Annotated in this window: 15 protein-coding genes; 3 read left to right on the top strand and 12 right to left on the bottom strand. The window is 42.6% G+C overall.

The features are described from left to right. The 3 genes from pstB to L884_RS0115070 form a co-directional block, all read right to left on the bottom strand. Positions 1-819, bottom strand: coding sequence for a phosphate ABC transporter ATP-binding protein PstB (pstB, locus tag L884_RS0115080; RefSeq protein WP_028768272.1), 819 nt, complete (start codon positions 817-819; stop codon positions 1-3). A 31-nt stretch (positions 820-850) separates the two neighbouring features. After that, positions 851-2,503 (bottom strand): phosphate ABC transporter permease PstA, encoded by a 1,653-nt coding sequence (gene pstA, locus L884_RS0115075; protein ID WP_028768271.1) that lies wholly within the window; start codon positions 2,501-2,503, stop codon positions 851-853. Positions 2,504-2,588: 85 nt separating this feature from the next. Next, a complete protein-coding gene (locus tag L884_RS0115070) occupies positions 2,589-4,844 on the bottom strand; it encodes an ABC transporter permease subunit (protein WP_028768270.1) in 2,256 nt (751 codons plus the stop codon). A gap of 276 nt (positions 4,845-5,120) precedes the next feature. Between L884_RS0115070 and L884_RS0115065 the strand changes: the two genes are divergently transcribed. Further along, a complete protein-coding gene (locus tag L884_RS0115065; protein WP_028768269.1) occupies positions 5,121-5,618 on the top strand; it encodes a glycine cleavage system transcriptional repressor in 498 nt (165 codons plus the stop codon). 95 nt (positions 5,619-5,713) lie between these two features. Here the strand turns inward: L884_RS0115065 and L884_RS0115060 are convergent, their stop codons facing one another. Next, a complete protein-coding gene (locus tag L884_RS0115060; protein ID WP_028768268.1) occupies positions 5,714-6,538 on the bottom strand; it encodes an enoyl-CoA hydratase/isomerase family protein in 825 nt (274 codons plus the stop codon). 145 nt (positions 6,539-6,683) lie between these two features. Here L884_RS0115060 and L884_RS0115055 point away from each other — a divergent pair, with 145 nt between their 5' ends. After that, positions 6,684-7,637 (top strand): LysR family transcriptional regulator, encoded by a 954-nt coding sequence (locus L884_RS0115055; protein WP_028768267.1) that lies wholly within the window; start codon positions 6,684-6,686, stop codon positions 7,635-7,637. Between the two features lie 116 nt (positions 7,638-7,753). On the opposite strand, the gene blaOXA is transcribed toward L884_RS0115055, so the two are convergent. Both blaOXA and L884_RS0115045 read right to left on the bottom strand, forming a co-directional pair. Further along, positions 7,754-8,584 (bottom strand): class D beta-lactamase, encoded by an 831-nt coding sequence (gene blaOXA / locus L884_RS0115050; protein ID WP_425423496.1) that lies wholly within the window; start codon positions 8,582-8,584, stop codon positions 7,754-7,756. A 25-nt stretch (positions 8,585-8,609) separates the two neighbouring features. Further along, a complete protein-coding gene (locus tag L884_RS0115045) occupies positions 8,610-9,389 on the bottom strand; it encodes a TSUP family transporter (RefSeq protein WP_028768265.1) in 780 nt (259 codons plus the stop codon). Positions 9,390-9,509: 120 nt separating this feature from the next. Here L884_RS0115045 and gcvA point away from each other — a divergent pair, with 120 nt between their 5' ends. Then, positions 9,510-10,397, top strand: coding sequence for a transcriptional regulator GcvA (gcvA, locus tag L884_RS0115040; RefSeq protein ID WP_028768264.1), 888 nt, complete (start codon positions 9,510-9,512; stop codon positions 10,395-10,397). A 22-nt stretch (positions 10,398-10,419) separates the two neighbouring features. Here gcvA and L884_RS0115035 read toward each other — a convergent pair whose 3' ends face one another. The 6 genes from L884_RS0115035 to L884_RS0115010 all read right to left on the bottom strand — a co-directional run bounded on the left by L884_RS0115035 (position 10,420) and on the right by L884_RS0115010 (position 16,003). Further along, complete coding sequence (locus L884_RS0115035) at positions 10,420-12,393, bottom strand: NERD domain-containing protein kinase family protein (protein WP_028768263.1); 1,974 nt, start codon at positions 12,391-12,393, stop codon at positions 10,420-10,422. 117 nt (positions 12,394-12,510) lie between these two features. Next, positions 12,511-12,897 (bottom strand): ribonuclease E inhibitor RraB, encoded by a 387-nt coding sequence (locus L884_RS0115030; protein ID WP_028768262.1) that lies wholly within the window; start codon positions 12,895-12,897, stop codon positions 12,511-12,513. A gap of 19 nt (positions 12,898-12,916) precedes the next feature. Further along, complete coding sequence (locus L884_RS0115025; RefSeq protein WP_028768261.1) at positions 12,917-13,147, bottom strand: RNA-binding S4 domain-containing protein; 231 nt, start codon at positions 13,145-13,147, stop codon at positions 12,917-12,919. A gap of 70 nt (positions 13,148-13,217) precedes the next feature. Further along, positions 13,218-13,751: a GNAT family N-acetyltransferase gene (locus tag L884_RS0115020; protein WP_028768260.1), complete on the bottom strand. Its 534-nt coding sequence runs from the start codon at positions 13,749-13,751 to the stop codon at positions 13,218-13,220. Between the two features lie 31 nt (positions 13,752-13,782). Further along, positions 13,783-14,061, bottom strand: a complete 279-nt coding sequence (locus L884_RS0115015) for a peptidylprolyl isomerase (protein WP_028768259.1) — start codon at positions 14,059-14,061, stop codon at positions 13,783-13,785. A 109-nt stretch (positions 14,062-14,170) separates the two neighbouring features. Further along, positions 14,171-16,003, bottom strand: a complete 1,833-nt coding sequence (locus L884_RS0115010) for a DUF885 domain-containing protein (RefSeq protein ID WP_028768258.1) — start codon at positions 16,001-16,003, stop codon at positions 14,171-14,173. Positions 16,004-16,032: the final 29 nt, after the last annotated feature.

The raw sequence follows: 16,032 nt of genomic DNA, 5'->3' as shown, positions 1-16,032 counted from the left end.
TTAACCGTAACGGCCCGTAATGTAATCTTCGGTTTTCTTCTGTTTCGGCGTAGTGAAGATGGTGTTGGTATCAGCGTATTCAATCAACTCGCCCATATACATAAAAGCGGTTTGATCTGATACACGCGCCGCCTGTTGCATGTTATGTGTCACGATAACAACGGTATATTTCGATTTAAGATCAGTAATCAACTCTTCAATCGTTAATGTTGAGATAGGATCAAGTGCCGATGTCGGTTCATCAAGTAACAATACTTCCGGCTCAATTGCAATAGCACGAGCAATCACCAAACGCTGCTGTTGACCACCAGATAGGCCAAAAGCGTTGTCGTGTAATCTGTCTTTAACTTCATCCCAAATAGCCGCGCCACGCAATGAACGTTCTGCTGCATCGTCAAGTTCACGGCGATTATTAATGCCTTGCAGGCGCAGACCGTAAACAACGTTTTCATAAATCGATTTAGGGAAAGGATTTGGGCGCTGAAACACCATCCCCACATTACGCCGCAGGGCTGCTACATCGACTCGCTTATCGTAAATATTTTGACCATGCAGCATAATTTCACCACCAATATGACAATTATCTACTAGGTCGTTCATACGGTTAATACAGCGAAGCAAGGTTGATTTACCACAACCACTTGGACCAATAAATGCGGTCACCTTCTTTTTAGGGATCTTCATCGACACATCAAACAGTGCCTGTTTATCACCATATTTAAGATCCAAATTACGGATCTCTAACGCGGTTTGTTCTGCTGTAAGGTTTTCTAGGTCTAGCATATCAGTCTTCATTACCGATTGATCTATTGAAATCATGTTCTGTCCTACTGCTTAGGATAATCGTCAATTAATGCTCAAGCGAACGATATTTTTCGCGTAAGTGGTTTCGTACACCGATGGCGGTTAAGTTAAGCGCCACAATTACCGAGACCAAAAGGAATGAAGTAGCGTATACCAATGGTCGCGCTGCTTCGACGTTAGGGCTTTGGAATCCAACATCATAGATGTGGAAGCCTAAGTGCATGAACTTACGTTCTAAATGCACAAAAGGAAAATTCATATCAATTGGTAACGTTGGCGCAAGTTTTACGACACCAACTAACATAAGTGGCGCCACCTCACCTGCTGCGCGGGCAACCGCTAGAATTAATCCTGTCATAATCGCTGGACTAGCCATAGGGATAATGATGCGCCAAAGCGTTTCAGCCTTGGTTGCACCCAGTGCCAAGCTACCTTGACGAACAGAGCTTGGAATGCGGCTTAGCCCTTCCTCAGTTGATACGATAACAACCGGCAAAGTTAAAATAGCCAAGGTTAATGCCGACCAAATTACACCAGGAGAGCCAAAGGTTGGCGCCGGTAAGGCTTCTGGATAAAACAGCTGATCGAGCGTGCCACCAAACATATACACAAAAAAGCCTAAACCAAATACCCCGTATACAATTGACGGCACACCAGCTAAGTTGATTACCGCAATACGGATCATCTTAGTAATTGGCCCTTTCTTGGCATACTCGTGTAAGTAAATAGCCGCGATAACCCCAAATGGCGTCACAATCACAGCCATCAACATCACCATAAATACCGTGCCGAAAATTGCTGGAAATACACCACCTTCAGTGTTGGCTTCGCGCGGATCATCACTAATAAACTTACCAACACCCACAAACCAGTGGCCAACTTTACCGATAAAGCTTAAACGGTTGGCGTAAGCTACATCTAAAATGGTATCCATTTTTAGAGTAACTTCTTCGCCGCGCATATCGCGAATAACGACAGCATCACGCCCAGCCTCAGTTTTCAGTGCAAAGAACTCTTTTTCCACCACTAAATATTCGGCATTAAGCTTAGCTCTAGCAGCATCAATTTCCGCTTGACGAGACTCAGTCAACTCACCTTTTAATTCATAACTGCGGGCTTTTAAGCGCAGATTTTCTAGCTCGTAGTTAATTGAACCAATTACACCTTTTTGTAGTTTAAGCGCCTGCTCATTAAGCGCCACAGCACGCTCAATATACGACTCAAAATCTGCTTCGATATTTTGCGAGGTTAAGCGCTTGCCGTCTTCAATAATGGCAATAGGAAAACCATAAAAATCACCATTTTTACTACGTTCAATAACGGCAATATTTTCAGGCTGGCTGCGCGATATAATATCGGTTGCTAAGATCCAGCGAAAATCTAAGCCAACAAACTCTCGGTTACCTGTTTTAACCAAATAACGGGTCACACTGTCGCCCACATCGGTGTCAAACTTGTGCCCAGCAGCTATCAAACGCTCTGTTGGTACTTCTTCTTTATCATAGACTTCACCAATTAAGGTATAACGTTCACCCTGTTGGTTTTTCATCTGCCACTCATAAATGTCAGCAGGCCAAAAGTAACTCAGGCCGCGCCACGCAATAAGCAACAACAAACCGAGTACAGCAATCAAGCTGATACTGACTGCGCCACTGGTCATCCAAATCCAAGGAGAACCCGATTTAAACCACTTACCCATTTGCTAAACCTCTTAAGGCTATTGCCGAAATTGTATTTAGAGAAATTTTATTCAACATCATTTTCTTATCATCCATAACAATGGGTTAAAGCGAGCTGTAGCGTTCACGTAAACGCTGTCTCACCACTTCCGCAATCGTGTTGAAGAAGAAAGTAAAAATAAATAGTACGAAGGCCGCTAAGAACAGCACTCGATAATGCGAGCTACCAATTGCCGACTCAGGCATCTCGACTGCAATGTTTGCCGCAAGCGTACGCATACCTTCAAATACGCTCCACTCCATAATCGCGGTATTACCTGTAGCCATCAGTACAATCATGGTTTCACCAACGGCACGCCCTAGCCCCATCATCACCGCCGAGAAAATACCTGGGCTTGCGGTAAGCAATACTACGCGGGTCAATGTTTGCCATGTGGTTGCCCCAAGTGCCAAACTACCATTTGATAGATGGCGCGGCACAGAGAACACCGCATCTTCAGCAATAGAGAAAATCGTTGGGATCACCGCAAATCCCATAGCAATCCCCACAACTAACGCGTTACGTTGGTCGAAAGTTATACCCAGTTCATTGGTAATAAACATACGAGTATCGCCATGAAATAGCGCCAACTCTAATGCAGGACTAATGGCAAATGAGAACCAGCCAACAAAGATAATAACCGGCAGCAGCAACAGTTCTTGATAGGTATCAGGGAGACGTTGCTTCCAAGTTGCAGGCAATTTATACCAAGCAAATGCGGTAACTAAGATGGAGACAGGTAATAAGATCAACAGGGTTAAAATCCCCGGTAGGTTATCTTCAATCAAGGGGGCTAACCAAAGACCCGCCAAGAACCCCAAAATAACCGTTGGCAGTGCTTCCATAATTTCAATCGTCGGTTTGACAATCGCGCGCACTTTAGGCGACATAAAATAGGCAGTATAAACAGCACCAGCAATCGCTAACGGCGTTGCAAATAACATGGCATAAAGCGCCGCTTTCATTGTACCGAACGCCAGCGGCATTAAGCTCAACTTAGCCTCAAAGTCATCCGAACCCGATGTTGACTGCCATACATATTGCGGCTCAGGATAACCTTCATACCAAACTTTTTGCCACATAGCGCTCCAAGACACCTCTGGGTGAGTATTGGAGACGTGGAACAAATTAAGCTTACCATCAGCTTCTACGACTAACGCATTCGAACGCGGGCTAAAGCCGACTGTACCTGGATTTTTAAGCCCAAGATTTTCTGAAAATAACTGCTTTTCACTGGTGGTATAAAGCAAGCTTAACTCGCCGTTTTCAGTAATGGTGACAAAACTTTTACGATAAAACTCTGATGCGACACTGTGAATATCACCTTCAACGTCAAAGTCTCTAATCTCTTTGTATTGACGCCCCTGCTCACCATTCACTTGGAAATACTGCTGAACAACACCGTTATCGTAACTCACTAACAATGAACTGGCGCCAGCAAGCAGAGTGACATTAGTGACTTTGGTTTTAGCACGCCCAAGTGAAAGCACTTGGCTTAGTTCTACGGCTTCGGCATCACGGATATTGTAAATAAACAGTTTATTATCTGAGCTTAAAATCAATTGGCGTTGATCGGGAGTCATCAACTGCTGCTGCACATTAACAGGTGAATCTGGAATGATGCTGTTGTAAGCAACCCACTCCACCTCTTCTGTCATCATGTTCTCTTCACCTTCTTGGCGAGAAAGATGCCAAACTTTGTCGTCAGTTTGGTAAACGAAACTCATTTTATCGCTGCTATAGTCGAACACTAAGTTGTTAAGCGCACGGCCTTGATTATCAACAGTAAGTGCTTCATTACCATTAAGAAAACGCAACTTAGGCGTGATAAGACGTTTATCATCTGGATAAGTTACCCCAAATTCAACGCCTGCAATAATAGCCTGACCATTGTTGAGTCCTAATGCAAAGCGTTGCTCACTAGGAACAGCAGCTGAACTACTGACAACATGTGTGCCACTCGGTGTATTAATTTGCTCGCTTCTTAATAGTTGTGAGGTGTGGGTGTCATAAAAGTCCACTTTACCGAGTTGTGATACGCGGTACATGATTTCATTTTGCTCGTCACTGCCCACCATTAATGCTGGCTTTGCGTCATGAAATTCAGCACTCACCACCTTGGTAACATCAGCGCTATCGAAAATTGGCTTTACTACATAAAGTAGATAAAAGAAGATCAGTAGCAGCGCCACAAATACCATAGTGCCACCAACTGTGACACCAATTTGGGCTGCTTTATCCTTGATTGCTCTGCGCGTTGTCCCATTGTTTATCAATAGGTTTTTGGCTGCAGGTCCAGGCTGAGTTACCTGAGTTTCCATTAAGAACCTCGATTATTTTAAAGCCAGTAAAAGTTTAACTGGGATTGTATTAACGACTATGCTAACACTAGAAGCACGCTTTAATTTGCCACGACATTAGCTCAGCATATTTTAATGTGGTGCATTATATGACGCAAAAATGACACTAGTGTTACAACGGTGAGCTAAAAGCCGACTAAATGAGCAAGAATTTCCGATATAAATGGATGGCAGTACAGTTATAGATTTACAAACAATATATCCCCTTTGACGTGATAAATAATGGAGTAATATCAAATGTTAAGATATCTAGTGACCTTGCAAGCTAACGACAGAGAAGGCTTAGTAGAGCAGATTGCTCACTGTGTGAGCAGACACGGCGGCCACTGGTTAGATTCAGAGCTACGTCATATTGATGGTATTTTCGCCGCCATTTTACTTTTAGAAGTCCCTTCTGGGCAGTGGGATGAGTTAATTGAAAATTTAGAACTACTCGATGGGGTATTACTTACCTACGCGAAAACCACAAAACCTAAAGCAAAAGCCAAACACGTAAGTTATTCATTAGTCGCTAATGACCGACCGGGGCTTGTACACCAAATATCTAATAAGATTAGTGCCCTAGGAATAAACATTGAACATATGAGCACTCGCTATGAAAGTGCCAGCCACACTGGGATCCCGTTGTTTAGAGCCGACTTTAATGTTGGCATGAACAGCCATGATGAAGATAAGCTAACCCAAGCCCTATATGATATCGGTGATGATGTGGTGTTAGATAACTTGTCGAATTAAGCTGGTTAATTCCCCCTGTAGCAATCAGCAACAGGGGGAATTGTTAGATTTATTTCGTCAACAAGCGTTACGAGTAGCATAAATCATCATGCTGTTCACTGTACCTCAGCATTTGACAAAGCCGCTGCTGTATCGACGAAAATACCTTGAATATCCTTAGCTTCTCTTTCAGTTTGTCCACCATGCTTTAAAAAAGCACTAATAATAGCTTGTGTTTTTTGCTCTTTAGCTCGCTCTAAAAAATAACGTAGCTCAAGCTCTGCACCGGCATTTTCGTCAATGATAGCGCTTTGGATAATCTCTTTGTACATCACAATATCACGGATCTCTAAACCCGCTATGACGGTTAATGTCTGTGTTAAAAAGCCATCTAATTCAGCTTTAGCCACATATTGGGTAATTATGTTTAAAGCTTCTGCTTGTTGCGCACTAAAGTCATTACCTAATAGCAGTGCTTGTAGCGCTTTGCCTTTGCCAAGTCGTCTTGCAAACTGTACCGCACCTTGACCACCAGTTGGGATGTTTACATGCACCTCAGGCTGAGCAAATGCTGCGTTTTCAGTTCCATAGGCCAAATCACATGCCATTACAAATTCATTACCACCGCCGCGAGCGACACCATCTACGACTGCAACCGATAGCTGCTTCATCGCCTTTATGTTGGCAATCATATGGTTAAATTCAATAGATGCCGCTTGGCCACCTTGAGTTCCGTTTATGACGTTTAGATCCAAATGCGCTAAAAAAAACTGCTCATGTAGCGACTTAAACACCACTATTTTTGTGTCACGGTTATCTTTTAGTGAAAGTACAAAAGCATTGATTTCGTTAATAAGGTCAATGGTTAACACGTTTACTGGTGGGTTATTGATGCTTACGGTTGTGATGTAATTTTCAGTAGTAATAGATAGCTTGTTCATAATGTAGCCTCGTTCAATTCATTTAAATAATGTCTTAATGTCTTGCCTATGGAGCTACTATAGATTTGTTATTGATGCACAAAAACCATAAAATAGGCATATCATTGATGCCCAAATTGCACCAATAAACTTTGGATAAGAAGTTATGGATTTTTCAACCCGATTATTATTGTTATTAGAAGTTGTCGAACTGGGCTCTTTTACCAAAGTTGCCGAGCAGCGAAACCTTGATAGATCTGTAATTTCTAAGCAGATTAGCCGTTTAGAAAATGAACTAGGAGTACGTTTACTTAACCGTACTACGCGCTCATTAGCGTTAACCGCCGCCGGTAATGAGATGCTTAATCAGGCTAGAAGTCTACGAACCTTGCTTAATGATAGTTATCTCATTGCGCAAAACTATCATTCACAACCTAAAGGCTTGTTACGGATCAGCAGTACAAGCTTATTTGGCCGACAATATGTGCAACAAGCCGCAATACTATTTCAGCAGCAACACGCTGAAGTTGAAGTAGAACTGCGTTTAGAAGACAGGATTATCGATATGATTGGCGAACGGTTCGATATTGGCTTCAGAGTCGGCAAACCAAAAACCTCCAATTTAATTAGCCAAAAAATTGCCAGAAATCGGCTGCTAATCGTGGCTTCACCTGCTTTTATCGCCAAACATGGAGCTATCACAACGATTGAACAGTTAGAGAGTTTACCTGCCGCTGTATACGCAGCGCCGGGTCTGCTACTTGATAAATTCGCTTATCAGGAAAATAAACAACAAAAGCAATTTAAGCTTAATGCTGCTTATAAAGTAAATGATTTGGAAATGCTGACGCAAACAGCAATCGCAGGAAATATGCTTGCGGTTGTAACGGCACAAATGATTGGCAATGAAATTGTCTCAGGGCAATTAACGCCAATAATGACCCATCTGCACCTAGAAGATTTTGGTACAATTTACGCTGTGTATCCGCACCGAAATGCGCCAATTAAAACCCGACTATTTATTGAAACATTAAAATCGATAGTCGGTAATGAGATCCCCAATTGGGAACATCGAATACCGGGTTTTGAGAATATGTACGCAGCTCACAATCCCAATTAAAACCTCGCCAGCTGATTTGTGTGCTTTGGTTTAAACTAGATGCTATCGCTAAAGCAAAGGTCAACATTAATCTCGAATGTTGACGCTAGCAAGGCTAATAAACGGCCAGCTTGTTGCTAACTCGCCGGCAAAGCCTCAATCGACTTTAATATTTCTCGGGTTATCGCTTGACGCTTATACAGATCTTGTAAGCGATTTGGTGTATCAATATTCAATGCAAAAAACACTGGGCCTGTAGGCCACTCAACCCAACCTACCCACCAGCCGTATTTACCTTGCCAACCCGTTTTAGCACGCAAGATCCAATCACTCTTAGCCTCAGTGATCATAATATCTTTCACTAATAATTGGGCGTCCAATGCAAATGGCAGCTGATTGCGATATAAAGCCTTTAGAAATTCAACTTGTTCAAACGCTGAGATTGCCAAGTTACCATCAATCCAATAACTGCCATTTTTAGCTGCTTGGCTATCCATACTTGGATCAGCGTTACCATAATTAATCAGCGATAAGTATTGCTGCGCTTTTTGCTCACCGAGTTGCTTGGCGAACTCATCGTATACCCAAACAGCGGAGTTTCGCATAGCTGAACGCAAATTTTGATCTTGATTATGGGGTGCAAAACTACGTTGCACCCCATCCCATTTGAAGATCTGAAATTCGTCATTAACTAACTTAGCATCCAAGGCGAATAAACTATGGGGTATTTTAAATGTGGAAGCAGGTGAAAAGCGCTGACTTGCTCTATCAAGATTATAAACAGACTCAGTTTGCTGTCCGTCTCGCTCATCAAGCACAAAGATCGTCCCTTGCGCATTATACTTATCAAATACCTGTTGCCACTCAGCTTGCTCAACAGGCTTAGCAATAACGGGCTGCGCTATGGCTAGCCCCAGCAAAAAGGCAACACTAAGCAAGATAATAAAGCTACGACGATAATCAGTCACAATGACATTTTCCTTGAAAATAATGTTATAACCACGCAAATAGATCATACTGCCCTGATAACAATTTAACACTCATCGCAATCGACATAATCACGACCAATGGCTTAATTATTTTAGTGCCTTTAGTGAGTACTAATCGCGAGCCTAACGTCGCGCCTATAGCCTGACCAATTAACATCACTGCGCCAAGCATCCAAAAAACTTTACCGCCAATAGCGAAGAAAACAAGCGATGCGATGTTGGTCGAAAAGTTTAATATTTTGGCGTGAGCCGTTGCTTTGGCCAAGCCATAACCGGCAAGTGATACAAAAGCGAGAGCAAAGAAACTTCCCGTACCAGGGCCAAAAAATCCATCATAAAAGCCCACGGCTAACGCGGCGGTAAAGGCAAACACTGTTGGCGTTAGCACTTGTTGTTTATCGTTTTCGCTAATGCTTTTAGAAAACAGAAAATAACCGCCAATGGCCAGCATTAAAAATGGCAAAAATACCTCTAAAAATGCAGTATCTATCATTTGTACCGCAATAGTACCTAATGCTGCGCCGATAAATGCACAAGCAATACTGAGCTTCATATCAGCCAGTTTTACCATACCTTTACGCACAAAATAAAAGCTGGCAAAGAAACTACCACCACAAGCTTGTAGCTTATTGGTTGCTAGCGCTACCGTTGGTGGCAATCCAGCCCACATTAGCGCTGGGATAGTTAATAGCCCGCCGCCCCCCGCAATAGAATCAATGAAGCCCGCCAACATGGCGACAAAAAATAGCAGCGCAATAATTTCGAAAGTAAGCTCAAAAGTCATAACATTTTAATCGTTAATTTTAATGGCGCTATTAAACGTGGTTTGCAGTGAAAACTCAAAGGAGTTATTGTTGCCTTAACGTGAGATAAACTCACACTAAATAAACTTTAGGCATATTGCATGTACCCACATCTTCCGCCACTCAATGCCCTTAGAGCATTTGAAGCATCAGCAAGATTAATGAGTTTTACACTTGCTGCTAAAGAACTATTTGTCACCCACGGCGCAATAAGTAAACAAGTTAAAATCCTCGAAGACTTCGTTGGTATGCCTTTGTTTATTCGTCAGCATCGCAGCCTGAAGTTAACTGATGAAGGCGAACGCTACTTTGTGCATGCCCAAGGGGCGCTACAAACCATCAACAACGCAACAAGTGATTTAATTAGCCAACCATTGCGTACGCAAACATTAGCGATTAACGTGCTGCCGAGCTTGACCATAAGTTGGCTGATCCCGAGATTAGAAGAGTTTAAGTCGCGCTACCCTCACCTTTATGTTGACTTATCAATTGGTGATTTTGAAGTCGACTTTAACAAGGTCAATTATGATATCGCCATACGTAGCAGCACTTCAGTCCCTAAAGCGGCTAACGTATTAACTTTGATGGACGAAGATCTATGTTTGGTTTGCTCGCCAGATCTGGCAGCAAAACTCAAATGTCTTGATGACATCAACCAAATGACCTTATTACAACACACAACAAGACCTGGATTGTGGCAACTGTGGGCGGATAGCCTCGATGTCAATTTAACCACGGAGAAGAAATTTGGTGTTGAACACTTTTACATGCTGAGCCAAGCAGCTGTTAGTGGCATGGGGGTGGCGTTAATTCCACGCTTTTTTATTGAAGATGAACTTAAGACTGGCAAACTGGTGATCCCATTTGAAGCAGATTTCACCAGTCCTTATCGCTATTACTTATTGACGCCAAAATCGAGCAACCTGCCGCTAAAAGTACAATCTTTTATCGACTGGTTGCTGGAACTGTTTAGTCCATATAGGCACTAAACTGATTAATGTATATTGATAATTAAATGGTATCCGTATCAGCTAAGTCAAACATCTCTAGATAGTTCATTCCGGCGTGAACACTTAAATCAAAATTGAGCACTTTATGGCAAACATCGTAGAGTGCTTCGCCAAACCATTCTCTATCAAACGCTTCTAACGCATTGATAATGCCGGCTTGGCATAGATCGCCTTTTAAGCTTTCTGGCGCCATAGCATCAATAAAGCTGGCAACTAAGCCATATAAATCACGCTCAGCCTCTCCTTCAACTTCCCACAGTGTGGGATCTGCATATTGGCAAGCATAATGACTAGCAGCAATATCAAGACCAATACCAAAGTTGACTAATATCGCCTTATTCTCATTACAGATAATATTTTTCGGGCAAATCGCGCCATGATAAATATCCATCTGATGCATGTACTGTAAACCAGTAAGCAGTTGTTTAAACCACATTAACGGCTGGCCAAGGCGAATATTCTTTACTTCATCAATCGATTCACCGTATTCCCATGCTCTGGCAATAAATAGCTTTTCGCTTTGCGGTAATTGTCCAAATGCTAGCACTTTCTCAATGTTTGGGTGATACACCTTGGCTAAGGTGCGATAAATACTGCTCAGTGTTGGCCAATTAGCTTCAACCTTGCTGTAAATAGACACGCCACATTGATATTGCCCCTGTAGATGAGTAGCTCGCCAAAACTGACTGGTCTCTTTAGCCGCGATAAATTGTTCCAATTTAAAATGGTGATCAATAATCGCACCAGCAGTGACTTCAATCTTCTCTGGTACTGCATCACATACCCCATGATCAATTAGTGCAGATAAGTCGCTACGTAATGCATCAAGATCTGTTGTAGAGCCAACGACTGCTTCGCGATACCATTGGTAAATTCGCGGTTGATTGGTTTTCTCTGCAATCTCTAAAAAACCCTCGGCGTACGCCTTTATATCTTCGCTCGTGGTAACGTTATCTTTAATGTCGATAAACTCCACATCCCCCATATCTGAGATAAAGATACAATTGCTGGTCCAGCCGCCAACGGTAAAACCACGTCGATGAATTTGCTGTAGACCTGTGACACTGCGACGTAGCACTTCAAGCAGCTGATACGTTGTCATTTGCTCAGCATCAAGTACATTGAGCGGAACACCGCGAGGCATGCGGATAGGTAACACTAATTGCTCACCATCTTGAATAAGTGGAGCACAATAAGGTACGCCACAGCAACCTGACAACGACTGTAACCGTTGAAATTCGCTTCTTAACTGGATTTCGTGAGCTTCGGATTGTTCACTATCAACAAATTGGGTAGGAATAAGGACTTTCAGTAGCCAAGGTGCAGTCCATTCACCTGGATTGTATTCCGCTTGCCAAACCTCTAATCCACTTTGGATAAATAGGCACCTTAATTTGGTGAAATCTTGGATCTGATTATTACGCTTTTCAACAATAGCGACTTGGCCAATCGTTTCCAGCACTAGCTCTTTTTGAGTATCGGTAACCTGATGTTTTTTAGGTGCAGTAAGTCCCCACTCTTCTGTTAACGCTTTAACTATCTGCTTAGGGGTGTAAATACTAAGTGAGCCTTGCTGCTTTTCTAATTCTATTTCTTCGCCTTTGCGCCCAGTAACAAATACCATACCTTGGCACCAAGGCGCATAAACACCAACCGGAATTTTATGCTTAACATTGCCAGCAAGCACTCGAGCTACATAATTTGCTTTAGCTAAACTGTTATCAACTTCGCGTCCATCTAATGACCAAGCATGCAATCCTGCATCTAATCGACCAATATAACCTTTAACATCGACAACATAGACGCCCCACTCGCCAATAACGAGTGCATCAACTTCCATGGCTTGACCGGATTTTGTCGGAATTTCAACGTTGGTGAGTAGAATATAATCTTCAGGTAATTCATCGGCTAACAGGGAAAATGCCCAACGTTCAGCATCGTTAACCGGCGTCCCAAAACTAATCATTCTTGCCATTCTTTTCTCCTTCGGTGGCAATTAATATTTAAATTGGACTCTCCGTATTCTTATCTTTTAGGCACAAAAAAGCCACTAAAATAAGTGGCTTATTACAAGATTGGTCAAGCGGTTGAGTTAGTGTTTACAATCGTCGCCGCACTCGTGTGCGTCATCAGCAAAGTCATCGTCGCCTTCTTGATGCTGCATTACGCCCCAGCCATCAGTAATACCACCAAACTCTTGAGCAAACTCATTTAAACTCACTTCTTGCTCAACAATAGCATCGTACTCAGGCACCATGTTTAAACAAACAATCAGTTCCCATTTACCAGACTCGTCGTTCAGTAGTAGTTCGATCTCACCTTCAAGATCCGACTGGCTCAGCTCTTCAAGTGCAGACTCAGCATCACGCTGATCTTCAAAAACTAAGAAAAAATCGACATCAAGTGCTTTTGATAGATCAATACCAGCCTCTGCCATTGCAGCAAGCATTTTACCGTTGTCGTCATCAGGAAATTGCATGTTAATCCTCTCTTGTCACTTACTCTGCAACAATTTTAACGCTTTCGCCATTAAAACTAACTACTTCACCGGCAACCACTTTCTTGCGTTTGCGGGTTTCGACTTCACCATTAACGGTGACTTGGCCTTCAGAAATTAGGTGCTTGGCTTCGCCACCTGCACTGATCATTCCTTGGACTTTCAATACTTTGTATAACTCGATGTATTCTTCACCTGACTTTAATGTCAGCGTTGGAGTATCTGCACTCACTGTATTTCGCCTTAAATAACTAAAACTGGCGCTATTATAGCACTCAATTTATCTTGCGAGTGCATGCTTTCTAACACCTTTCTGCTGCTAATAGTCCATAAATGCAATCATCAAACCATTGCTCGCCAATTTTGCAGTTTTCACGTAGTAAGCCTTCACGCACGAAACCACAATTTTCCAATACTTTAGTGGAAGCAATATTCGGCGCCACACAATAAGCTATAAACTTGTGTGGTTTATAAACTAAGCAAGCCCAATCAACGATCGCTTTAAGGGCTTCAGTGGCAAAACCTTGACCCTGAGCATCAGGATGTAGCATATAGCCCACCTGCAGTTGCTGCATTTCAGCGTCACTATTTTGCAAACCGATAAACCCGACAAAGGCTTGGTCATGCACCTGTTCAATAACAGTAAGTAACCACTCGCCTTCAACAAACTCTTTACTCGTTAATACACGCTCGAACTTTTCTCGTATAGCGGTTTCTGGTTGAGGCTTTCGTACAAACTCATTAAGTTGTTCATTTGAATGAGTAAATAGAAAGTTGTCCCAATCACTGGCGACTACCGTCCTCAGCCTTAATCTATCGCTATACAGTTCGAGCATGTTGACTTCCTCTAGAAAAACAGTGGTTAGGTTAGCCTCTGCTTGTCACTTCTAGTAAGTGGTAACCAAATTGAGTCTTAACCGGACCTTGAACTTCATTCAATGGCGCGCTGAAAACAACTTCATCAAATTCTCTAACCATCATACCTGGGCCAAATGAACCTAAGTCACCACCTTGTGCTGAAGATGGGCAAGAAGAGTGAGCTTTTGCAACATCACCGAAATCTGCACCATCAAGGATCTGTTGCTTAAGTTCTAGACACTGTGCTTCTGAATCTACTAGTAGGTGTCTTGCTGTTGCTTGTACCATGGTTTTCTCCCATAAATAATTGTTATTGCCAATTGGGCAAAATAAAACCCTGCCAGTATATACCAAATTTTACGGTACATCCCAGCAGGGTTATGACAGATTGATTAAGTTACTTTTGCTTAGCAATCCAATCGTTCACTTTTAACTCCATCACTTCCATTGGCAGTGAACCTGAAGTCAAAATTTGGTCGTGATAGGCCTTTAAATCAAACTTATCGCCTAACTCTTTTTCAGCTTTAGCTCTTAGTGCCAAAATCTGTAACTGACCCACTTTATAACTCAAAGCTTGACCGGGGATCGCCATGTAACGTTCAACCTCAGCGATAATATCGGTTTCAGCCATTGGTGAGTTGTCTTTCATATATTGAATAGCTTGCTCACGACTCCAGCCTTTGGCATGAAGACCTGTGTCAACAACTAACCGCATCGCACGTAGCATTTCATCAGACAGTTTACCGAAGTACTGATATGGATCTTCAAACAGTCCCATTTCAATACCTAAATACTCAGCATACAGTGCCCAACCTTCTTCAAAGGCGGTGTAACCGCCAAAACGCTGAAATTCTGGCACACCTGTTAGTTCTTGCTTAATGGCAATCTGGAAATGATGTCCCGGTGCAGCTTCATGCAGAGAAAGTGTTGTCATGCCCCACTTTGGCTGTGCCTTTAAATTATAGGTATTGATATAGAACACACCTGGGCGAGAACCATCAACCGCCGGAGCCTGATAAGACGCCCCCGCTGCCGATTTCTCTCTAAAACTCTCAACAGGCTTAACAATGTAGTCAGCTTTTGGCATGACATTAAAATACTTAGGTAGCTCAAGATTAATCTTATCTTTCAACCCCATGTAACCATCAACTAAATCTTGACGCTCAGTAAAGAAATATTGCGGCTCAGATGCAAGTGATGCAAAAAATGCGCTTAGGTCGCCCTCAAAACCAACCTGTTTTCTTACACCATCCATCTCAGATAGAATCCGCGCCACTTCTTCTAAACCCACTTTATGGATCTCATCAACAGGCATAGTGGTTGTTGTATGGGTATTCGCTAAATGCTGATACCAAACTTTTCCGTTAGGCAAGCCCCACCAACCGTCTGTAGCGCGAGATGATTTTAAGTAAGTGTTTTTAAAATAGTCTCTTAAAGACGTAAGCTCTGGCAGTAGCTGCTCACCAATCAGCTGAGTATACTCAGCAGTTAGTGCTTGCTTATCGGCATCAGAGAAGCTTTCAGGCATCAATGTGATAGGCGTATAAAATAAACTATCGCTTACATTGTCGACCAACTGTGCACTCAACTGCGGAATGATACGCTCAACCAGCACACGTGGCAGCACGACTTTACTTTCAATCCCTTCGTTCATGCGCTCTTGTGCCACTTGCATCCACTTAATAAAGCCCTGCAAACGTTTTTGCCAGTTACGGTAATCTTCAACTGTATTAAATGGCTGTGCACTCTCACCACTACCGAGCTGCACCATGCTAATTACAGTGCTATAAAACTGGTTCATTGGCATAAAGTGGTTTGGGAAGGTTTCGTCTGCTAATGCGACATTACGATTGTAAGTAAACATATCGTAGCTTAGCTTTAATGCATCAGACAGTTGCTCTCTATCGATCTTTTTAACCTCGTTTAGATAACGAGTATTAAGGTTATGACGCTCTGTTAAGTAAGCATCAGACAAGCCATCACCAAACTGATCGTTATAATCATTAACGCCAACATAAGTCGCATAGATAGGCTCTAATTTAAGTCTATCTTTAAAGAAATTATCCACTAAAGCCAAATACGCTTGCTCAGCAGACTGAGTTTGAGTCGCTTCTACTGCCGCTTTCGGGCTGACACTGCTCGCTTGCTGTGGCTGCTCGCTTTCATTTTTGTCACAAGCTGTAAGACCTAAAATTGCACCAACCGATAGCGCAAGTACCGCCTTCCTCATTTTATTATTCCTTCTATTTATTGTTCTAT

Source organism: Shewanella fidelis ATCC BAA-318 (assembly GCF_000518605.1).
GTDB lineage: Bacteria > Pseudomonadota > Gammaproteobacteria > Enterobacterales > Shewanellaceae > Shewanella > Shewanella fidelis.
The sequence above is the reverse complement of the archived record's forward strand: the minus strand, read 5'-3'. Positions and strand labels throughout refer to the sequence as shown.